This is a genomic window from Arthrobacter sp. UYP6, assembly GCF_040547315.1.
Lineage (GTDB): Bacteria > Actinomycetota > Actinomycetes > Actinomycetales > Micrococcaceae > Arthrobacter_B.
In genome coordinates this window covers 12,571-33,465 of sequence record NZ_JBEPPM010000014.1, presented here as the reverse complement: position 1 = coordinate 33,465, position 20,895 = coordinate 12,571, and the positions used below count along the sequence as shown (strand labels likewise).

The window sequence follows — 20,895 nt, the reverse complement described above, 5'->3', positions numbered from 1 at the left end:
GGTAACATCGGTGTCCGGACAGTGTTCCGTTTCATATCTCAAAGAGGAGTTGCACGTGAGCCCACAAAGCCGAGCACGGCAGATCAGGGACGTAGTTTTCGTCGACGGAGTGCGGACTCCCTTCGGAAAAGCCGGCGAAAAAGGCATGTACGCCGGCGTGCGTGCCGATGACCTGGTGGTCAAGTGCATCCGCGAGCTGATGCGCCGCAACCCCTCGCTTCCGCCGGAACGGATCGACGAAGTGGCCATCGCCGCCACCACCCAGACCGGTGACCAGGGACTGACCATCGGCCGTACCGCAGCGCTGCTGGCCGGACTGCCGCAGTCCGTTCCCGGGTTCGCCATTGACCGCATGTGCGCCGGCGCCCTGACTGCTGTGACCACCACGGCCTCGGGCATCGGCTTCGGCGCGTACGACGTCGTCATCGCCGGCGGCGTGGAACACATGGGCAACCACCCAATGGGCCAGGACGCCGACCCCAACCCGCGCTTCGTCACCGAACGGATTGTGGACCCGGCCGCCCTGAATATGGGCAACACGGCCGAAAACCTGCACGACCGCTTCCCGGACATCACCAAGGAACGCACCGACGCGTACGCCGCAGCCAGCCAGGAAAAGCTCGCCAAGGCCTACGCCAATAACTCCATCCAGCCGGACCTGGTGCCGGTTGCCTCCAAGAAGCCCGGCACAGGCTGGACACTGAACACCGTTGACGAGGGACCGCGTCCCGGCACCACGGTTCAGGACCTCGCCGAGCTGCGCACCCCCTTCCGCGCCCACGGCCGCGTCACCGCCGGCAACGCCTCGGGCCTGAACGACGGCGCCACCACCGCGCTGCTCGCGTCCGCCGACGCTGCGCAGGAGCTTGGCCTGCCCGTTCGGATGCGCCTGGTCGGCTACGCCTTTGCCGGCGTGGAACCGGAGGTCATGGGCTACGGCCCCGTGCCGGCCACCGAGAAGGCCCTTAAGCAGACCGGCCTGTCCATCGAGGACATCGGGCTCTTCGAGATCAACGAGGCCTTCGCGGTGCAGGTGCTGTCCTTCCTGGACTTCTACGGCATCGCGGACGACGACCCCCGCGTCAACCGCTACGGCGGGGCAATCGCCGTCGGGCATCCGCTGGCCTCCTCGGGCGTACGCCTGATGAACCAGCTGGCCCGGCAGTTCGAAGAAGATCCCACCGTGCGCTACGGCATGACCACCATGTGCATCGGCCTGGGAATGGGCGGCACCATCATCTGGGAGAACCCGTTCCACCCCGACTACAACACCGACACCGAGTCCACGGAGGCCACAAAGTAATGACTGCAAGCGATTACCAGCGGCTGGCCGGCCTCTTCCCCACCGAGGTCATCACCCACTCCTACGTTTCGGACATCGCGCTGCCCGGCGGCGTCGGCACCTTTGCGCTGATCACCCTGGACAACGACGTCGACCACACCCGCCCCACCACGCTGGGACCGAACACCCTGCTGGAGCTGGACAGCGTCCTGGATACCCTGAAGGCGCGCGCGGAAGCCGGCGAGATCGTCGGCGTTGGCGTCACCGGCAAGCCGCACTACCTGGTGGCCGGCGCTGATCTGTCCGCCACGCAGAAGCTGGCCTCCTACGACGACGGGCTGGCCATGGCCCGCCTGGGCCACGAGGTCTACGCCAAGCTGCACACCCTGGGCGTGCCCAGCTTCGCGTTCATCAACGGCGTGGCGCTGGGCGGCGGGCTGGAAATCGCCCTGCAGTCCCAGTACCGCACCGTCTCCACCGGCGCCGGCGCACTGGCCCTGCCGGAAGCCTTCATCGGCCTGGTGCCGGGCTGGGGCGGCGTCTACATCCTGCCGCGCCTGATCGGCCCCGAGAACGCCGTCAAGGTCATGATCGAAAACCCGCTGAGCAACAACCGCACCCTCTCCGGCCCGGCAGCGTTCAAGCTTGGCATCGCCGATGCCCTGTTTGAACCGGCCGACTTCGTGGAGCAGTCCCTCGCCTGGGCCGCCCGCGTCATCACCGGCGAGGAAACCGTCTCCCGGCCGAACGCCGCCGATCCTGCCGTCTCCCCCGAAGCCTGGGACGCCGCCGTCGCGCACGGCCGTGCCGTGGTGGAGGCCCGCACCTCCAACGCTGCCCCGGCACCCGCGAAGGTGCTGGACCTGCTGGAGGCCGGCAGGAACTGGACGGCCGAGCAGTCCCGCGACGCCGAGTGCGAGGCGCTGGCTGAGCTGATGCAGACCCCGCAGTTCCACTCCACCGTGTATGCGTTCCTGGACCTGGTCCAGAAGCGCGGCAAGCGCCCCGCCGGCGCGCCGGATAAGAAGCTGGCCCGCCCGGTGTCCAAGGTGGGCGTGGTGGGTGCCGGCCTGATGGCCAGCCAGCTCGCGCTGCTGTTCGCACGCCAGCTGAAGGTACCCGTGGTGATGACGGACATTGACCAGGCGCGGGTGGACAAGGGCGTGGGCTACGTGCACGCCGAGGTGGACAAACTGCTGGCCAAGAAGCGGATCTCCCCCGACGCCGCCAACCGCACCAAGGCACTGGTCTCCGGCTCGGTCTCCAAGGAAGCCTTCTCCGACGCCGACTTCGTGATCGAGGCCGTGTTCGAGGAACTATCGGTCAAGAAGCAGGTGTTCGCCGAGGTGGAGGCCGTGGTCTCCCCCGAGTGCATCCTGGCCACCAACACCTCCTCGCTGTCCGTCACGGAGATGGCCGCGGACCTGCAGCACCCCGAGCGTGTGGTGGGCTTCCACTTCTTCAACCCGGTGGCCGTCATGCCGCTGCTGGAAATTGTGCGCGCACCGAAGACCGACGACGCCGTGCTGGCCACCGCGTTTGTCCTCGCCAAGACGCTCAAGAAGACCGCGGTGCTGGTCAAGGATGACGCCGCGTTTGTGGTCAACCGCATCCTGGGCCGCATGTTCGGTGAAATCACCGCCGTCTTCGACGAGGGCACCGACGCCGCAACAGCGGACAACGCGCTGCGCCCCATGGGCCTGCCGATGTCTCCGTTCACCCTGCTGGCCCTGGTGGGCCTGCCGGTGGGCCAGCATGTGCAGGAATCACTGCACGCTGCCTTCGGAGAGCGGTTCTGGCTGTCGAAGAACTCGCAGAAGATCATCGACGCCGGCATCACGTCGCTGTGGCAGAAGGACGAGGACGGGAAGCCCTACATCCCGGCCGAAACCCTGGCGCTGCTGGACTTCGGCAACACACCGTCCACCTCCGAGGACGTGCTGCGCCGCACGCAGGATGCCCTGGCCGATGAGATTGGCCGAATGCTGGACGAAGGCGTGGTTGCCGGTCCCGAGGACATTGACCTGTGCATGATCCTGGGCGCCGGCTGGCCGATGCATCTGGGCGGCATCACGCCGTACCTGGACCGTGTCGGCGCCTCGGAACGGGTTCTCGGCAAGACGTTCCACGAGGCGAAGGAACCGGCACAGGCCGCTTCCTAGCTCATTACCACGGAAGGCTCCCGCCCTTGGGCGGGAGCCTTCCGGCTTGCTTCGCTCCGGCTGCACCTGGCCCGGCGGGACGCAAGCATTGAACGAGCCGTGTGCTGATCCCGGACCACGGCGGAAAACTTTGGAGTGAGGCGCTACCGCGATGACGGAATTCTGGCACAGCAGGCACCTGCCGCATGTGGAATCGCGCCGCTCCTGCCAGGAGATCGCCTGCTACCGTCCGCACGCACACGACCGGTTCTCGATCGGTGTGATCGACTCAGGAACCACAGTGTTCACCGGCGCTGCGAAGAACCCCGTCCAGTTGGCGGCCGGCGACGTTATTCTCATTCCGGCAGGGCACGTCCACGCCTGCAATCCGGACGCAGGCCGCTGGGAGTACCAGATGATCCAAGCGGACCAGAGCTGGATCACCAACCTCCTGCCGCAGAAGGCGGCACCTCTTTTATCCGGCGTCAGCGTATACCGGCATCCCGACGTCTATCGCGGGTTCACCGCCCTGAACGACATTTTGTTCAGGGGTGCCGGACCGAGCCAGATTGAAACCGCGTTCCGGGCCGGGCTGGAGAGCTGCGCGGAGCTGGAACCGGCCTACAAAGGGACTGCCAACCCCGCCGATGCACAACTCCTCCGCCGCCTGGACCCGGTACTCGTCCGGCTGCGACAGGATGAAAAAAACCCTTCGCTCGAGGATTTGGCAGCCCTGGCGGGCATGGATAAATATCAACTCATCCGGGCCGTGAAACGCCTGACCGGGTTGGCGCCGCTGGCGTGGCGACAAAACGAACGCGTCATTGCGTCGCGGAGGATGCTGCGCGCAGGACAGCCCCTGGCCGAGACCGCCTATGCGCTGGGGTTTGTCGATCAAAGCCATTTCCACAGGGTTTTCCGTGCGCATGTGGCAACGTCCCCGGGGACTTACCGCGGCTGAGCGCAATTTCGTACAAGACTGCCCCACGGCCCTTCCCGCATCCTGAACGAGGTTAGTCGTCGAGGTAGTGGAGTCAGATGGAGCAGTTCTTTGCTGTGGCAGCAGCACATTTTTTGGCCCTGCTGATCCCTGGAGTGGACTTTTTCCTGATCGCCCGCAGTACGGTGTCCAGCGGATGGAGGACGGCCAGCGGCGCCTGTCTTGGCATCGCCCTTGCCAACGGTATCTTTATCGCTGCAGCGTTCTCCGGGTTATCACTCATTTCCCATCCAACGCTGCTGGGGCTGATTCAGGCCGCCGGCGGCTTGTTTCTGACCTATATTGGCGCGGTGTTTCTCCGTTCCAGCGCCCGGATCAGTGTTATTAATCAACCCGCACCGCCCGGCAATAACTGGGGAAAGAACCTGGGACTTGGATTTGCTTCGGGCCTGCTCAACCCGAAAAACGCCCTGTTCTACGTTGCCCTCGCCACCGGGCTTTCGAGCGCGGATACGGGGGCGTTGGTCCTCTACGGCGCCTGGATGTTCGCTGTTGTCCTGGTGTGGGATCTGTTCGTTGCCGTCGCGTTGGGATCTGACCGGGCTCTCGCCAAACTGTCCCGTTTCCTGCCATGGATCACCAAGGCGGCCGGCGGTTTTCTCGTGCTGTTGGGGGTGGGAATGATCATGACCCTCGCCCACGACCTGCTCTAGGCGCCGCCTCCTGCAGCAAGAGATTGGCTAGGACCGGCTCTGTCGCACGGAACAGGACGACGGCGGCGACAGCGCACACCATGAATAACAGACCGCCGGCCACCACGGGCAGGGCCATGTGCACCTGGGCCAGCACGCCGCCAAGGGCGGACCCGAGCGCGAGCCCGAGGAGCCCCAGCACCCGCGACGCCGCGTTCACCCTTCCCCGAAGTTCATCCGGCACCAGACGCTGGCGGAGCGATGTTGCGCAGATTCCCCACACAACGGCATGGTGGATGTAGACCGCCAGCAGGAGTGCGGCCACCACACTGTTCTCAGTGGCCGCCAGTGCAAGAAGGGACGCAGCACCCGTGAGGAGGCTTGCGGCGATGGTCCACCGGTATCCGATTCTCGAGCGGATCCGGGGTGCGGTAAAGGATCCAACCAGCCCGCCCAGTGCAGAGACTGCGAGGATCAGACCGTATCCGGCGGCGTCGACGGCGAGCCGCTGCTGCGCGAAGAGCACAAGAATCGAGAAGGGCAGCATGTAGCCGACGCTAGCCAGTGCGCCAATGAGCGCGAGACTGCCGACCACACGGTTTCCGCGCAGCCAGCGGGCACCGACGCCCGCATCCGCCCACACACTAGCGCGCCGCTGCCCCGGTCCCGCGGTGGATGAGGCTGTGGCTGTGAACCGCTTCGGCAGTGCCAGCACCAGGAAGCCGGCTCCTGCCCAAAGCCCGCCCATGGCGAAGATCGGGACCGCAGCAGCACCTGCGAAGAGCAGTCCCCCCAGCGGCGGGCCGGCGAATTCGTCGGCAATGATCTGGGTTGCCGAGATGCGGCTGTTGGCACGGTCCAGGTCCCGGTCAGGGACGAGGCCGGGAATCAGCGAGACGGAGGCGTTGTCGGCGGCGCTTTCCAGCGTTCCGATGAGGGCAAACGCAATATAGAGCAGAAGCAGGCTGCCAACCCCGAGCTGGATGCACAGTGCGAGGGCCAGGACCGCGCCGCCGCGCAGAACATTGGCGACCGCGAGCAGCGTGCGGCGATCCGCTCGATCAATCCACACTCCAACGGGCAGCGCCACCAGCAAGCGCACCAACGCGTATACCGACGCGAGTCCGGCCACCCACCGCGGGTCATCGGTCAGCGATGCCGCCAGCAGCGGCATGGAAACAAACGCCAGCCCGTCGGCGAGGTTCGATGCGGCGTTAGCACCCCAGAGAAGAGTGAATCCACGGCCCAGAGACATCCGTTGAGCGTACACGCCAGCCGGAATCATTGCCGCTCTCAAGCTGCAGCCAGCGGCCAGCATTGGCCCGTGAATGAAAACCCAACGCGAATAACCGGCGGTCCATGCGCCAAACTGGTAGCTCTCGGGGCGGCAAGGGCTGCAGGCGCAACTGAACTCACGCACATTGTTGCCGTGGGCAACACGCACTCTTCACCCCGGGCGGGGCCGGCATGTATTGCTGCCCGCGAACTGCTGCCTCTGGGCTTCGACACCCAGGCCGAGCAAGGCTGAGCACGATGTGCGGCCCGGCTCAGCGGGGTGTCTCGTCATTTGCCGCCGCTTCAATCCAGTCAATCGCCGCATCGGGCATAAATGATCCGAATGTTCCTTCTTCTGATCTCCACCACACGCTCCCGGACGCAGGCCCGCCTGCTTGCTCAATCCGATCACGGATGCGCTCCGGTATGGCGCTGCCGTTGTTGGCGATCAGCCAGTCCCGGGTTTCCTGCGCCAGCCTGGCCCACCACGTTTGAATTGACATGCCTGCCAGTTTTGCACGGAAGGATGAGCAGTAAAACGTCTTGGGTTGCGGAGGTCAGTAGGCGACGGTGAAACGCTGACGCCGATGCACGTTATTCTCAACCTCATCAATGACTGCCGCACCGAAGTCTGCGCCGGAAATATCAGAGATCCCGTGCTCGTCCTTGACGAGGACGTCACCGCCAATGCGGTATGAACCGTGCCGCCGGCCGGGGTTGTACGCTCCAAAGTTCTCTGCCGGGCTGATGTAGAACCAGTCGACATCTTCTGTGGTCCGTCGGAGCCCGTCAAGGACTCCGGTGAGAATCACGGAGTAGGACTTGAACAGCTCGGGCATCGCCTCAGATTCGTCCAGCCTCATCCCGCCCGGCGAATCCATGAGGGATCCGGCTCCACCAATGACACCAACCCGAACTCCGGCGGTACCCGCCTCGCGGGCGAACGAAAGGACCGCATCTTCCATGGTTTCCGCCATGTCGCCCACCGGAGACAGTGCAATGACAACCACGTCAGCGCCACTCAATACCGACTGGCGGTCAGCCGGAATGCGGACATCCGCCGCAACATAGGACACGCCTTCCAGCGGATGTTCCGGAGCATTGCGACTGATGGATGTGACGGCATGGCCCCGGGCGACAGCCTCGGCAACGATATTCGAGCCGGCGTAACCGGTTCCTCCAAAGACGGTGATGCGCATTATTTCTCCTGATGACGGCGCGCCTGCGCCGAGCTAAATTAGTTTATGCGTGAACTGTTGTTGCGTAAACCTATCACTCAATATGGTTGTCGCGAAAAGCATTGGAGTAGAGTCGACGTATGGAAGAGCCGAACTGCCACGTTCCAGGACTGAACGCAGAGGAGAGCCAGGCGTGGCGCGGATTAATCCGCACCATGCAGCTGCTGCCGCCGGTGCTTGACGCCCAGTTACAGCGCGACGACGGCCTGACCCACTTTGAGTTCATGGTTCTGATCATGCTGGAGCTGGAGCCGGGCACCACCATGCGCATGACGGTATTGGCCACACGCACGAACGCGACTCTCCCCCGGCTGTCCAATGTGTGTGCGCGGATGGAGGACCGAGGTTTGATCATTCGGTCCGTCTGTCCAAATGATCGCCGTGCCACCAACGTTGCGCTAACCGGGGCAGGGGAAGCTGTGCTCTCCTCCGCAAAGGGGCGCCACATCGAACTGGTACGCAAGGTGGTCATCGATGCCCTCACGCCGCAACAGATCACGGCCCTGGCAGAAATCTCTGATTCCATTGACGCCGCCCTCGACCGGCATGCCGCGAATGGGCCGATGGTTGGGACTGCCGGAAAGAAGTAGGGCCCTTTTGCGACAAGATTCTCCGGACTGCAGCCCCTGCCGCGGAAACGGAGCGATTTCGGGTTAGAGTCCTGGGCATGAACCTTCCTGAGTTCCGTGGTGCCCGGTCAGTGCCCATTCGCCGCAGACCTGTGAACCCTCATCCGCCCAGGACGTCACGGTCGGGTTCCGTCATCTGGCCGGTGGTGCAGGAGGAGCGCCGCGCTCTCATTCAAGACCTGGAGCCGTTGCAGCCCCAACAGTGGCAGACGCCCTCACTTTGTTCAGGCTGGAGCATTCACGACGTACTTGCCCACCTTGTTGACACAGCCAAGGCAACCAGATCGAGCTTTGTGCATCGCATGATCACTGCCCGGTTCGACTTCGACCATGTCAACGCTTTGGGTCTCACTCGTGAACGCACAGATGATCCGCGTGCCACGCTTGCAGAGTTTAGGGCAGTCCTCAGGAGAAGAACCGGGCCGCCCGTAGCGCTTCCCACCCGATTGGTTGAATCGTTCGTCCATGGTGAGGATATCCGGCGGCCGTTGAAAATCGCCCGCACGTATCCAGGTACCCACATCGTCACTGCGCTGAACTATCAGCTAAAAACGTCCGTCAAAATCGGCGGCGGTAAGGAAATTGCCGAGGGCTGGCGATTGGTGTCCACGGACGAAGAATTCGCGCACGGTGCCGGTTCCGAGGTCAGGGGGCCGGCCATCGCGTTGCTGCTTGCGGTGTCCGGACGCCAGGTTTACCCCGAGGAACTGTCCGGCCCCGGAGCCGCAGCCTTCCTTTCCGCCACTGCGAAGTAACCTGGCCGCGGACCGGGATCAACCGGGTCTGGGTTAGGCGAGGGACCGATTGCAGCCGGAAGGTCCGGGTTAGGCGGCTTTAATAATTTCTGCGAGCTCTGCGAGCAGGAATTTTCGTTGCCGCCGTTCCGGACCCTCCAGCGCACTCAAGGCGACCAACAGTCACCTGAAAAGACACCCTAGAAGAGCGCGACCTTCGGCGTCTGCGGGAAGATCCGGTCGAGTTCGTCCAGATCCTTCACTGAAGGCTCCCAGGAAGCGGCTTCGGCGTTCTGCTGCACCTGCTCCACCTTGGTTGCCCCGGCGATCACCGAAGCCACGGACGGCTGTGCGGCCAGCCAGGAGAAGGCCACCTGAACCTCCGTGAGTCCGCGCTCCTTGGCAAATTCACCGAACTCGGCCAGCTGGCCCAGGTCCGCCTTTTCCAACAGGTTCTGCCGTGAGTGGGTCAGCCGGCTGCCCTCGGGTGCCTTGCCGCTGCTGTACTTGCCGGTGAGCAGACCGTTCGCCAGCGGGAAGTATGGCAGCACGCCCAAACCGTAGGCTTCCGCAGCCGGAGTCACTTCAAGTTCGGCTCGGCGGTCCAGCAGGTTGTAGTGGTTTTGCGCCGAGATGAACGGTGCGTAGCCGCCCATCCGTGCGGTGAATTCGGCTTCCGCGATCTGCCAGCCGGTGCGGTTGGAATGGCCGATGTAGCGCACCTTGCCGCTGGTGACCAGATCGTCCAGGGCCGCGAGGGTTTCCTCGATCGGAGTCAGCGGATCCGGAACATGGAACTGGTAAAGATCAATCCAGTCGGTTCCGAGGCGGCGCAACGAAGCCTCCGCGGCCTTGACGATGTATCGGCGGGAACCGCGGGCATCGAAGTCGCGTCCGTTGGTGCCCTTCATGTCCATCCCAAACTTGGTAGCCAGCACAATGTCCTCGCGCCGGCCCCCCAGGGCCTTACCCAGCATTTCCTCGCTGAGGCCCGGCACCGCGCCGTAGGTGTCAGCGACGTCGAACAGGGTGATCCCGGCATCGATAGCCGCGTTAACGACGGCGTCGGTCCCCTCCTGCACTTCGGTGGGGGTTCCGGGGCGTCCCAGGTTGTTGCAGCCCAGTCCTACCGTGGAAACGGTAAGGCCGGAGTTTCCGAGTCTGTTGTAAGAAGTCATGGTGCCCACGCTACCGAATTCCGGGACTGGATGTGACCCGCAGCACGCCGTCCGCCTCAGCATGATGTGCTGGGAACGATGACTGCGCCCAGGAAACCGGCTCCACCGCGCATGTCGGCCGACAGTCAGGGGGCAAGTGTCGCGGTCAGGCGGCTTGACCGCATCGAAAGTAGGCGACATGTTGCTTTCCCCGGCGCTGAGCGTCATCGCTGCGACAGTAGACGCAGGAACGGTGGACACGGGGAACAGTCGACACCGGGGAACAGTCGACACCGGGGAACGCCGGACGCTCAGCGAGGGCGGGTCCCTATCGGCTGAAGGGAAACGGGTTGGTGTTGGGTCCGGGCGCCTTATCCGTCTCCATGATGTATTGGATGGGAATGGGACCGGTTGGCTGCACACCCTCGTAGACGCGTTCGGACCGGCGGATCACCTCGGGAACACCTGAATCCCGGACGGCTCCATAGAAGTGCTGCACGGAGGCGGGCTCCCTGCCCGCGTTCTCGCACCAGATCATATACATGCCGTACAGGTCGGCGGCAGCGACGGATTCGGTCTCGTCAAGCCCGGCGAGGGTACATTCGTCGAGGAACAGGAGGACGTGGTCAAGGTTCTGTTCAGGCATATTTTGAGCCTAAGCAAAACTGCCCCGCACCGGAAGCCGCAGCGCTCCAAATGCTGATGATCCGCAGCCGCGGTTCGGCACTTAGCCCTGCATCAGGTACTCTTCCAGACCGATCGGGGCAACGCCGGTCAGCTCCTGCACATCGGTGCTGACCCGGCTCATCTGGCCGGCGGAGATGGCGGTGTAGGTGCTGACCCACGCCTCGATCTGCCACGGTTCCACGCCGCTGACCCGGCGAGATTCCAGCGCTTCCTCCATGGTCTCGTTGTGGTAGCTGATCCTGGAACCGGTCACCCGGGTGAGGACCTCGGTGATCTCCTCGAAGGACAGCGCCTGCGGCCCGGTCAGAGTGTAAACCGCACCGGCATGGGGCTGCGGATCCGCGAGGATGAGGGCCGCCGTCCGGGCTACATCCGCCCGTGCCACTGCCGCCACCCGACCGCTGCCCGCCGGACCCCGCAGCACGCCGTCGCGCCCCACAAAGGACGGCAGGCTGTCCTGATACATGCAGTCCCGCAGGAAGGTGTAGTCCATCCCCTTGGACTTGATGTACTCCTCAGTGTCCCAGTGGTCCCGGGCGAGCGTGAACACTGCATCCGGTGCCGCCCCCATGAAGGAGGTGTAGACAACGTGCTGCACACCCGCGTCGACGGCGGCATCCACGAAGGTTCGCTGGTCCCGGCGTCGATACGGGCTTTCCGCCGCGGAGACCATGAAGAGGGTATGCACCCCTTCCAGTGCGCGGGCGGCGTGCTCCCGGTCCGAGTAGGTGAAGGCATACGACGGCGTTCCAGGCAGCTCCGGGAGCCGCGCCGTGTGCCGGGCCAGCAGGCGCTGACGAATCCCGGCTTCGGCCAGCAGCCGGGCGACGGCACCGCCCAGGGCTCCCGTGGCTCCGGTGACAGCCACATCCGGTTGTTCCTCTGCCATGGTGTTCGCTCCTTGCGGTTGCCGGCGCAGCCACCCGTTTGTCTGCGGCGCCTACTGGATTTTCGGAATTTGCCCGGTGGGCATTTCCTGTCCGGGAAGGGGGCGGGCAAACGGCACCTTAGTCCCTAAGACCTGCGCGACGACGTCGTTGGCCACCTGCCGTGCTGTCAGGCCCACCCGCTCAAGAACCTCGGCACGGGTGCCGTGGTCCAGGAACTCCACCGGCAGTCCAACTTCGTTCAGCGCGGTGTCCACACCGGCCGCACGCATTTCCTGCCGGATCCGGGAACCCACGCCGCCTGCGCGCACACCGTCTTCGATGACGATCACAATGCGGTGCTCGGCGGCCATGCGGATAATCGAGCGCGGCACGGGCAACACCCAGCGCGGATCCACCACCGTGGAACTGATGCCCTGGGCGCCCAGGCGGTTGGCCACCTGCAGTGCCATCTCGGCCATGGCTCCCACGCTGACGATCAGCACGTCATTGGACTTTTCCCCGGTGGGACGCCGGGCCAGAATGTCCACGCCGTCGGAGGTGCGTTCCAGGGCTTCGATGTCGGGGCCAACGGTGCCCTTGGAGAACCGGACCACGCTGGGCGCGTCGGAAATGGCGACTGCCTCGCGCAGTTCCTCCTTCAGACGCGTGGCATCGCGCGGAGCGGACAGGTGCAGTCCCGGCACGATCTGCAGCATCGACATGTCCCACATGCCGTGGTGGCTGGCGCCGTCGGGCCCGGTAACGCCGGCGCGGTCCAGCACAATGGTGACACCGGCTTTGTGCAGGGCAACGTCCATGAGCAACTGGTCAAAGGCCCGGTTCAGGAACGTAGCGTAAAGCGCGACGACGGGGTGCAGCCCGCCGAAGGCCATCCCCGCAGCTGAGGTCAGGGCGTGCTGTTCGGCGATGCCGACGTCGAACACCCGGTCGGGGTGCTTTTCGGCGAACCGGTGCAGGCCAACGGGAATCAGCATGGCGCCAGTGATGCCAACAACGTCCTCGCGTTCATCAGCTATGTTCGCAATTTCCGTGGCGAAGACCGAAGTCCAGGACTCCTTGCTGCCCGGCTCAACGGCCTTGCCGGTCTCCGGATCGATGATGCCCACGGCGTGGAACTGGTCCGCTTCGTTGGCGCGGGCCGGCGCGTAGCCGCGGCCCTTCTCGGTCATGGCGTGGACCAGCACCGGGCCGTTGTAGTTCCGTGCCTTGGTAAGTGCCCGCTCCACGGCAGCCATGTCGTGCCCGTCGATGGGGCCGATGTACTTCATGCCGAGGTCCTCAAACAGGCCCTGCGGAGCCCACCAGTCCTTGATGCCGCGCTTGGCCGCGTGCAGGCTGTGATAGGTGAATTTTCCAAGAGGGCCGCCGTGCTGCAGCCGGTCCTTCCACCAGCCCAAGGTGTTTTCGTAGACCCGGTGCGTGCGCACGGCATCGAGTGTGGGGCGCAGCGACGCGAGATAATCGGCCACGCCGCCGATGGTGGGCGCGTAGGAGCGTCCGTTGTCATTGACCACAATCACGACCCGGCGCCGCTGGTCCGCCGCAATGTTGTTCAATGCTTCCCAGGCCATGCCGCCGGTCAGGGCGCCGTCGCCCACCATCACCACGGTATAGCGGTCACCTTCGCCGGTGAGCTGCCGGGCACGGGAGATCCCGTCCGCCCAGGACAGGGAGGAGGAGGCATGGGAGGATTCCACGATGTCATGCACGGACTCGGCGCGGGAGGGGTAGCCGGACAACCCGCCCTGCTGTCGAAGAGTGGAGAAATCCTGCCGGCCGGTGAGCATCTTATGCACATAGGACTGGTGCCCGGTGTCAAAGACAATGCTGTCCCTGGGCGAGTCGAAGACCCGGTGGATTCCCACCGTCAACTCCACCACACCCAGGTTGGGGCCCAGATGACCGCCCGTTTGGGCAACGTTGCTGATCAGGAATGACCGAATTTCCGCGGACAGCCGTTCCAGCTGCTCCGTGGAGAGTCTGCTCAGGTCCCGAGGATCACGGATGGTTTCCAGAAGTCCCAACGGGCATCTCCCTTGCTTTCAGGCAACGGCACTGCACACCGTCACAACCGTTTAACTCTAACGCTTGACGAAGCACCACCGGTTCCACGGCAGGCAAAGAGCCCCGCCTGCTGAGTTCAAAAACTCGGCAGGCGGGGCTCCGTGGTCTTCCAAACCGCGTTAGCGGCTTGGAAGCCGCTGCGTGTTACTTAGCGGTGATCTGGCGCAGTACGTACTGCAGGATTCCGCCGTTGCGGTAGTAATCCGCTTCACCGGGAGTATCAATGCGCAGGACCGCGTCAAAGGTGATGGCCTCGCCGTTTTCAGGCGTTGCGGTGACCTTGACGGTCTTGGGCGTGGTGCCGTTGTTCAGTTCGGTCACGCCGGAGACTGCAAAGGTTTCCGTGCCGGTCAGGCCCAGGGACTCGGCGTTGACGCCGGCCGGGTACTGCAGCGGCAGCACGCCCATGCCAATGAGGTTGGAGCGGTGGATACGCTCGTAGCTCTCGGCAACAACCGCCTTGACGCCCAGCAGTGCGGTGCCCTTGGCGGCCCAGTCACGCGAGGAACCGGAACCGTATTCCTTGCCCGCCAGGACAACCAGCGGAATGCCGGCGGCCTGGTAGTTGACCGAAGCATCGTAGACAGCTGCCTGCGGTGCATCGGCCTGGCTGAAGTCGCGGGTGAAACCGCCTTCAACGCCGTCCAGCAGCTGGTTCTTGATGCGGATGTTCGCGAAGGTACCGCGGATCATCACTTCGTGGTTGCCTCGGCGGGAGCCGTAGGAGTTGAAGTCCTTGCGCTCTACACCGTGCTCCAGCAGGTAACGGCCTGCCGGGGTGTCGGACTTGAAGGAACCGGCCGGGGAGATGTGGTCGGTGGTGACCGAGTCGCCGAGCTTCAGCAGGACGCGGGCGCCCTCGATGTCGGTGACGGGCTCCGGCTGGGCTTTCATGCCCTCGAAGTACGGGGGCTTCCGGACGTATGTGGACTCCGCATCCCACTCAAAGGTTGCACCTTCGGGGGTGGGCAGCGACTTCCAGCGGTCGTCGCCTTCGAAGATGGTGTTGTAGCTGTTGCTGAACATCTCCTTGTTGATGGAGGCGTCGATGATTTCCTGGACCTCAACCGGGTTCGGCCAGATGTCCTTCAGGAAAATGTCATTGCCGGCTTCGTCCTGGCCCAGCGGGTCATTTTCGAAGTCGAAGTCCATGGTGCCGGCCAGTGCGTAGGCGACTACCAGCGGCGGGGAGGCCAGGTAGTTCATCTTCACGTCCGGGTTGATCCGGCCTTCGAAGTTGCGGTTACCGGAGAGGACCGCGGTGACGGCGAGGTCGGCTTCCTGGATGGCCGTGGAGATTTCCTCTTCCAGGGGGCCGGAGTTGCCGATGCAGGTGGCGCAGCCGTAGCCAACCACGAAGAAGCCGAGCTTCTCCAGGTACGGGATGAGGCCGGACTTCTCGTAGTAGTCGGTGACTACCTTGGAGCCCGGGGCCACGGAGGTTTTGACCCACGGCTTGGACATAAGGCCCTTTTCGACGGCGTTGCGGGCCAGCACTGCTGCTGCCATCATCACCGACGGGTTGGACGTGTTGGTGCAGGAGGTGATCGAGGCGATCGACACTGCGCCGTGGTCCAGCTCGAAGCTGCGGCCGTCGGCCATGGTGACCGGTACGGCGTTGGAGGCGCGCTCCGCCGGTGCATCCTGGGTGGAGACAAGGTCGTGTTCCGTGTCCTTGATCGTGGTGCTGCCAGCGGCGAAGGAGGGAGAATCCGAAGCCGGGAAGGACTCTTCCAGGGCCTCGTCAACGGTGCCGTCTTCAGCCGCAACGCTCTCGTGGACGTAGTTCTTCAGGTCCTTGCGGAACTGTTCCTTGGCGTTGGTCAGTTCCACGCGGTCCTGCGGGCGCTTCGGTCCGGCGATGGAGGAAACGACGGTGGACAGGTCCAGCTCGAGGTACTCGGAGTACTGGATCTCGATGGACGGGTCGTGCCAGAGGCCCTGTTCCTTCGCGTAGGCCTCGACGAGGGCAACGCTCTCGTCGGAGCGGCCGGTCAGGCGCAGGTAATCCAGGGTCACGTCATCGATCGGGAAGATCGCGGCAGTGGAGCCGAATTCCGGGCTCATGTTACCGATTGTGGCGCGGTTGGCCAGCGGAACGGCTCCGACGCCTTCTCCGTAGAACTCCACGAACTTGCCGACCACACCGTGCTTGCGCAGCATTTCGGTGATGGTCAGCACGACGTCGGTGGCGGTGGCGCCGGCCGGGATCTCGCCGGTGAGCTTGAAGCCGACGACGCGCGGGATCAGCATGGAGACGGGCTGGCCCAGCATGGCGGCTTCGGCTTCGATGCCGCCGACGCCCCAGCCGAGTACGCCCAGGCCGTTGACCATGGTGGTGTGGGAGTCGGTGCCGACGCAGGTGTCGGGGTAGGCGCGCAGAACGCCGTCAACCTCGCGGGTCATGACGGTGCGGGCCAAGTACTCAATGTTGACCTGGTGGACAATGCCCATTCCCGGGGGAACAACCTTGAAGTCGTCAAAGGCCGTCTGACCCCAGCGAAGGAACTGGTACCGCTCACCGTTGCGCTGGTATTCGATTTCCATGTTGCGCTCAAGGGCGCCGGCGTTACCGAAGGCATCAATCTGCACGGAGTGGTCAATAACCATTTCCGCCGGAGCCAGCGGGTTGACCCGCTTGGGGTCTCCGCCCAGCTCAGCCACTGCTTCACGCATGGTCGCCAGGTCCACAATGCAGGGAACACCGGTGAAGTCCTGCATGATCACGCGGGCCGGAGTGAACTGGATTTCGGTGCTGGGCTCCGCGTTTGCATCCCACTGTGCGAGTGCACGTACGTGATCCGCGGTGATATTGGCACCATCTTCGGTGCGCAGCAGGTTCTCCAGCAGGACCTTGAGGCTGAACGGAAGGCTCTTTGCACCTTCGACGGAATTCAACCGGAAAATTTCATATTCGTTTCCGCTGACGTTTAGTACGCCTTTGGATCCGAAGCTGTCCACATTAGTCATAATAGGACTCCTCTCGCCACCGTTTTATCTTTGTCCAGCGGTCCGCGGCATGCCAGTTAGGACTCCCTAACCGGCAGCCACGAGGGACAGCAGGGAAAATGGTGGACTATTTCACTGCCGGAAAGCCCCCTGCCGGAGGAAAAACCTTCCCCGCATAAGCAGGCGAAGCTCCCCAACACGGCGCGGATCTGCACAACTGCTCTTATACTATCCGTTACACGCCCCTGTGACCCGGACGATAGTCACGAGGCGTCCGACACGTTGCGCCCGCCGCCCCGCGACCGGTGCCGCTCCCCTGCAGCAGGTTGACCCCGCTACGGGCGGGTCAGTACCGCGAAGGACTCCATGTGGTGCGTGTGCGGATACAGGTCGAAGACCCGCAGCGAGTTCAGCTGCCAGCCCAGGTCCTTGAAGTAGCCCAGGTCGCGGGCAAACGACGCCGGGTCGCAGGAAACATAGCCGACGGCGCGGGGGGCTGCGGCGTCGATCCGGGCTGCTACGTCTTTACCGGCACCCACGCGCGGCGGATCCAGGAGCACGACGTCGAGCCGGCCCTCGTAGGCGGCCAGCGACTTATCCACGCGCCCCTGCAGGATTTCCACCTGCGGTGCGGCGAAGAGGTTTTTGCGCGCGTCGCGGCTGGCCCCGGGGGAACCCTCCACGGACAGCACGCGCCCTGTTTCGCCGACGGCGTCGGCCAGCGGCGCGGTGAACAGGCCGGCTCCGGCGTACAGGTCGGCAACCTGTTCCCCCGGCTGGAGCCGGAGTCCGTCCAGAACCGCTCCGGCCAGGGTCTGCGGTGCACTGCGGTGGATCTGCCAGAAACCGGCGCCGGTGACGCGGTAGTCGTGTCCCAGGACGCTCTCGGAGACCCAGGTGCGTCCGCGGAGCCGGTTCAGGGTGGCGGTTTCGGGCTCCCAGGAGGCAATGGAGGTTCCCTCGGGAAGGGCGGAGGCGATCCGGCCCAGGGCCTTGGGATGCGCACCGTCGGCCGGGATCAGCAGCACCAGAGGTGCATCGGAGGAGGGAACGGCAACTTCAACCCGGGAGACGCCGCTGAAGTCAACGTCCCACAGCTGCAGGGCATTAACGGCGTCCACGGCCAGCGGCATGCGCTGGACCGGAATCAGCTCGTCGGAGCGGTGCGCGTGCATTGCCAGTCTGCCGCCCGGAGCTACCGAGAAGCTGGCCCGGGTACGCCAGTGCAGGCCGTCCTCACGCTCATCCAGGGCCGGTTCCACCGTCACGGTTCGGTCTTCCTTAGCCAGCCGGCTCAGCTGCTCGGCAAAAATCTGGGCCTTGAGCTCGCGCTGGACGGAGAGCTCAATGTGGCCAAACTCGGCTCCGCCCACCGGCAGCCGGCCGCGGGAGGCCGCACGCAGCGCATCTGCTTCGGGCCAGAAGTGTTCCACCCGCCCCGGAGCCGCTTCCAGCACTTCGGTGACGTCGGCACGCCAGAACTTGGCGCCGTCGCCCGCTTCCGTCAGGCGGGCACGGACACGTTCGCCCGGCAGGGCATGCCGGACAAAGACCACGCGCCCTTCGTGGCGGGCCACAAAGTGGCCGCCGTGCGCGGGTGCGCCGATGGTCAGTTCAATCTCGGATGTGGTGGTGTCGGTCGTCATAGTGCCGGATACTTCCTGATGGAGCCTAAAAGACCATCACATCATGCCCCGGCCCTGGTGCATATTCGCCGGTCCCGCACGCCTGGCCCGCGGGCCCGCGCTGGCGGGTCTATGCTGGCGGTTTGGGTTTTTTCGAAGTCGATCATCAGGAACCGAGGTAGCAGGTGGCCCATTACGTCATCATGGGGTGCGGACGCGTTGGTGTGTCCCTCGCCCACACTCTGGACAATGCCGGGCACACAGTGGCCGTCATCGACCAGGATGAGAGGGCCTTTCGACGTCTGCGGCACACCTTCACGGGCCGGAAAGTTACCGGTGTCGGCTTTGACCGCGTGACCCTGAAAGAGGCCGGGATTGAAGAGGCCTACGCTTTCGCGGCCGTTTCCTCAGGTGATAATTCCAACATCCTTGCCACCCGTGTAGCCCGCGAGACGTTCCACGTTCCGCACGTGGTGGCACGGATCTATGACCCCGGGCGCGCGGAAATCTATCAGCGTCTGGGCATCCCCACTGTGGCGGCCGTCCGGTGGAGCGCTGACCAGGTGCTCCGGCGCATCCTGCCGGAACAGAGCATCAACGGAGATTTCCGTGAGTCCTCCGGCCGGCTGATCCTGGGCGAGCTGTCCCTGCATGAGGGCTGGCTGGGTACGACGCTGAGCGGGGTTGAGCAGGCTGCGGCAGTGCGCATCGCCTATGTCACCCGCTTTGGCGAGGGAGTGCTCCCCCGCTCCGACACCAGCTACCAGCAGGGCGACGTTCTGCACGCCATGATGAATGTGGACCGCACCAGTGAAATCAGCCGAATCCTCTCGGTTGCCCCCGTCAAGGAGACCCCGTGAAAGTTGTTATTGCCGGTGCCGGGAGTGTGGGGTCTTCGATAGCCAAGGAACTGCTGTCCCACGGCCATGAGGTGCTTCTCATCGATGAGAAGCCGGAGGTGGTGGGACGAAGCGGCCTGCTGGGCGCGCACTGGCTGATCGGCGACGCGTGCGAGCTGACCACCCTCAAGGACGCCCGGCTGGAGGAAGCCGATGTCATGGTCTCCGCCACCGGCGATGACAAGGTCAACCTGGTGGTCTCGCTGCTGGCCAAAAGCGAGTTCGGCGTGGCGCGGACCGTGGGCCGGGTGAACAACCCCAAGAACGACTGGATGTTCGATGATTCCTGGGGCGTGGATGTGGCGGTGAATACGCCGCGCCTGATGACCGCCCTCGTGGAAGAGGCCGTGGAGGTGGGCGACCTGGTTCGGCTGCTCACCCTGCAGACCGGCGTCGCATCGATGGTGGAGTTCACCGTTCCGTCCGATTCGCCGCTGACCGGCAAGACACTCGGATCCATTGACTGGCCCATGGATGCCACCGTCACGGCCATCCTGCGCGACGACGCACCCATCACCCCCAGCAACGACGACGTCATTGAGCCCGGTGACGAGCTGTTCTTTATCTGCACCATTGCAGCCGAAGACCAGCTGCGGGCGGTTCTGCTTCCCGAGCGGACCTGATCTTCTCTTCGGGTCGGCCCCGTTCTTTTTTTCCTGTTTTTCCTAGGCGGATTGCTGCGGCAGCGGACGGGAAACCATCCATGCCAGCCACAGTCCCAGTGCGTAGAGGGGCACACCCATGGCCAGGCGCATGGTGCCCAGCGCCCCCACATTGTCCGCCAGGTAGAGCGGAAGCTGAACTCCCAGGCGCAGGGCAAAAACGGCAATGATGATCCAGGTGGCCAGGGCGTAGGCCCTGGTCCGCTTCCGGTTGGCGCGCCATTCCAGGTTCTCGCCCCGGATGAAACCGAACAGCAGCCCGGCCACCGGCCAACGGACCGCAATGGACACGGCAAACACCAGGATGTAAGCGGCGTTGAGGTAGAAGCCGGGCAGGAAGAACTCGGTGCCGCTTCCGCTGCGCAACGCAACGAAGGCGCAGATAGCGACGCCGATGACCCCGGTCAGGGACTGCATCAGGGGCCGCTTCTGGACCAGGTTGGCCACGGAAAAGGCCGCTGCCGACACCACGGCGGCACCCAGGGACAGATAGAGCTCGGACGTCAGAGTGAAGATCAGGGTAAAGAGCAAGCCGGGAACAATGGCTTCGGCCAGTCCGCGCACTCCGCCCACGGACTTCAGGACATCAATCTGACCGTCATCCCCGCGCTCCACGCCTGCCCGCGCCGCGTAGGCTCCGGCCACGTCGCCGAAGGTGGGCTGCTCTGCGCTGGCGCCGTTGCCCCGTTCGGGGTCAGGCAGCTCGCTGCCGGTTCGCTCACTCATGTCTCGTTCTCCGGACGTCCGATGATTTCATAACGGGGGTTGTAAATAGTGGAGTAGCCGTCAACCGTGCTGACCATACCCTCGAACACCAGACGGGTTCCGGCGTCGACGCCCGGCACGCGCCGCTGTCCCAGCCAGATCAGGCGCACGCGGGCGCGGGGCCGCCGGGAGGAGGGGTCACGATACGTCGCATCAAGGTCCTCCACCATGGCGGTAAACCGGGGTGGCTCGGTAGCCGGGACCACCGTGATGGACTCGACGTAGCCGCCGCTGTAGACCCGGCCGCGCATCGGAAGGGCGCTCAC

General features: G+C 64.4%; 19 protein-coding genes. 8 read left to right on the top strand and 11 right to left on the bottom strand.

Annotated elements, in window-relative coordinates:
- The first annotated feature begins 55 nt into the window (after window positions 1–55).
- The 4 genes from ABIB35_RS12635 (at window position 56) to ABIB35_RS12620 (ending at window position 5,076) form a co-directional block, all read left to right on the top strand.
- On the top strand, window positions 56–1,303 hold the full coding sequence (locus tag ABIB35_RS12635) for a thiolase family protein (RefSeq protein WP_354181896.1): 1,248 nt from the start codon (window positions 56–58) through the stop codon (window positions 1,301–1,303).
- Window positions 1,303–3,444, top strand: a complete 2,142-nt coding sequence (locus ABIB35_RS12630; protein WP_354181894.1) for a 3-hydroxyacyl-CoA dehydrogenase NAD-binding domain-containing protein — start codon at window positions 1,303–1,305, stop codon at window positions 3,442–3,444. The genes ABIB35_RS12635 and ABIB35_RS12630 overlap by 1 nt, the downstream gene beginning before the upstream one ends.
- Before the next feature lie 151 nt (window positions 3,445–3,595).
- On the top strand, window positions 3,596–4,384 hold the full coding sequence (locus tag ABIB35_RS12625; RefSeq protein WP_354181892.1) for a helix-turn-helix domain-containing protein: 789 nt from the start codon (window positions 3,596–3,598) through the stop codon (window positions 4,382–4,384).
- A 77-nt stretch (window positions 4,385–4,461) separates the two neighbouring features.
- Entirely contained in the window at window positions 4,462–5,076 is a 615-nt protein-coding gene (locus tag ABIB35_RS12620; protein WP_354181890.1) for a LysE family translocator, read from the top strand.
- Here ABIB35_RS12620 and ABIB35_RS12615 read toward each other — a convergent pair.
- The 3 genes from ABIB35_RS12615 to ABIB35_RS12605 form a co-directional block, all read right to left on the bottom strand.
- Window positions 5,048–6,310: an MFS transporter gene (locus ABIB35_RS12615; protein WP_354181888.1), complete on the bottom strand. Its 1,263-nt coding sequence runs from the start codon at window positions 6,308–6,310 to the stop codon at window positions 5,048–5,050. The two genes, ABIB35_RS12620 and ABIB35_RS12615, sit on opposite strands and share 29 nt — an antisense overlap.
- Before the next feature lie 292 nt (window positions 6,311–6,602).
- Window positions 6,603–6,833, bottom strand: a complete 231-nt coding sequence (locus tag ABIB35_RS12610; RefSeq protein WP_354181886.1) for a hypothetical protein — start codon at window positions 6,831–6,833, stop codon at window positions 6,603–6,605.
- Between the two features lie 54 nt (window positions 6,834–6,887).
- Complete coding sequence (locus tag ABIB35_RS12605; RefSeq protein ID WP_354181884.1) at window positions 6,888–7,529, bottom strand: NAD(P)-dependent oxidoreductase; 642 nt, start codon at window positions 7,527–7,529, stop codon at window positions 6,888–6,890.
- A gap of 119 nt (window positions 7,530–7,648) precedes the next feature.
- Between ABIB35_RS12605 and ABIB35_RS12600 the strand changes: the two genes are divergently transcribed.
- Both ABIB35_RS12600 and ABIB35_RS12595 read left to right on the top strand, forming a co-directional pair.
- A complete protein-coding gene (locus ABIB35_RS12600) occupies window positions 7,649–8,158 on the top strand; it encodes a MarR family winged helix-turn-helix transcriptional regulator (RefSeq protein WP_354181882.1) in 510 nt (169 codons plus the stop codon).
- Between the two features lie 77 nt (window positions 8,159–8,235).
- Window positions 8,236–8,952, top strand: coding sequence for a maleylpyruvate isomerase family mycothiol-dependent enzyme (locus tag ABIB35_RS12595; protein WP_354181880.1), 717 nt, complete (start codon window positions 8,236–8,238; stop codon window positions 8,950–8,952).
- 179 nt (window positions 8,953–9,131) lie between these two features.
- Here the strand turns inward: ABIB35_RS12595 and ABIB35_RS12590 are convergent, their stop codons facing one another.
- From ABIB35_RS12590 to ABIB35_RS12565, 6 genes are all read right to left on the bottom strand, one after another.
- Complete coding sequence (locus ABIB35_RS12590) at window positions 9,132–10,109, bottom strand: aldo/keto reductase (protein ID WP_354181878.1); 978 nt, start codon at window positions 10,107–10,109, stop codon at window positions 9,132–9,134.
- A 307-nt stretch (window positions 10,110–10,416) separates the two neighbouring features.
- A complete protein-coding gene (locus tag ABIB35_RS12585) occupies window positions 10,417–10,734 on the bottom strand; it encodes a hypothetical protein (RefSeq protein WP_354181876.1) in 318 nt (105 codons plus the stop codon).
- A gap of 81 nt (window positions 10,735–10,815) precedes the next feature.
- Window positions 10,816–11,664: an SDR family oxidoreductase gene (locus tag ABIB35_RS12580; protein WP_354181874.1), complete on the bottom strand. Its 849-nt coding sequence runs from the start codon at window positions 11,662–11,664 to the stop codon at window positions 10,816–10,818.
- Window positions 11,665–11,715: 51 nt separating this feature from the next.
- Window positions 11,716–13,689: a 1-deoxy-D-xylulose-5-phosphate synthase gene (gene dxs, locus ABIB35_RS12575; protein ID WP_354181872.1), complete on the bottom strand. Its 1,974-nt coding sequence runs from the start codon at window positions 13,687–13,689 to the stop codon at window positions 11,716–11,718.
- 184 nt (window positions 13,690–13,873) lie between these two features.
- Window positions 13,874–16,699, bottom strand: a complete 2,826-nt coding sequence (locus tag ABIB35_RS12570; protein ID WP_354181870.1) for an aconitate hydratase — start codon at window positions 16,697–16,699, stop codon at window positions 13,874–13,876.
- Between the two features lie 314 nt (window positions 16,700–17,013).
- Entirely contained in the window at window positions 17,014–18,324 is a 1,311-nt protein-coding gene (locus ABIB35_RS12565; protein ID WP_354181868.1) for a class I SAM-dependent RNA methyltransferase, read from the bottom strand.
- Between the two features lie 164 nt (window positions 18,325–18,488).
- Here ABIB35_RS12565 and ABIB35_RS12560 point away from each other — a divergent pair, with 164 nt between their 5' ends.
- Window positions 18,489–19,163, top strand: a complete 675-nt coding sequence (locus tag ABIB35_RS12560; protein ID WP_354181866.1) for a potassium channel family protein — start codon at window positions 18,489–18,491, stop codon at window positions 19,161–19,163.
- Window positions 19,160–19,825 carry a potassium channel family protein gene (locus tag ABIB35_RS12555; protein WP_354181864.1) on the top strand — a complete coding sequence of 222 codons (666 nt, stop codon included), beginning with the start codon at window positions 19,160–19,162 and terminating at the stop codon, window positions 19,823–19,825. Before ABIB35_RS12560 ends, ABIB35_RS12555 begins: the two co-directional genes overlap by 4 nt.
- 42 nt (window positions 19,826–19,867) lie before the next feature.
- Here the strand turns inward: ABIB35_RS12555 and ABIB35_RS12550 are convergent, their stop codons facing one another.
- Together ABIB35_RS12550 and ABIB35_RS12545 are read right to left on the bottom strand one after the other, a co-directional pair.
- Window positions 19,868–20,590: a DUF3159 domain-containing protein gene (locus ABIB35_RS12550; RefSeq protein ID WP_354181863.1), complete on the bottom strand. Its 723-nt coding sequence runs from the start codon at window positions 20,588–20,590 to the stop codon at window positions 19,868–19,870.
- A complete protein-coding gene (locus tag ABIB35_RS12545; RefSeq protein ID WP_354181862.1) occupies window positions 20,587–20,895 on the bottom strand; it encodes a hypothetical protein in 309 nt (102 codons plus the stop codon). Before ABIB35_RS12545 ends, ABIB35_RS12550 begins: the two co-directional genes overlap by 4 nt.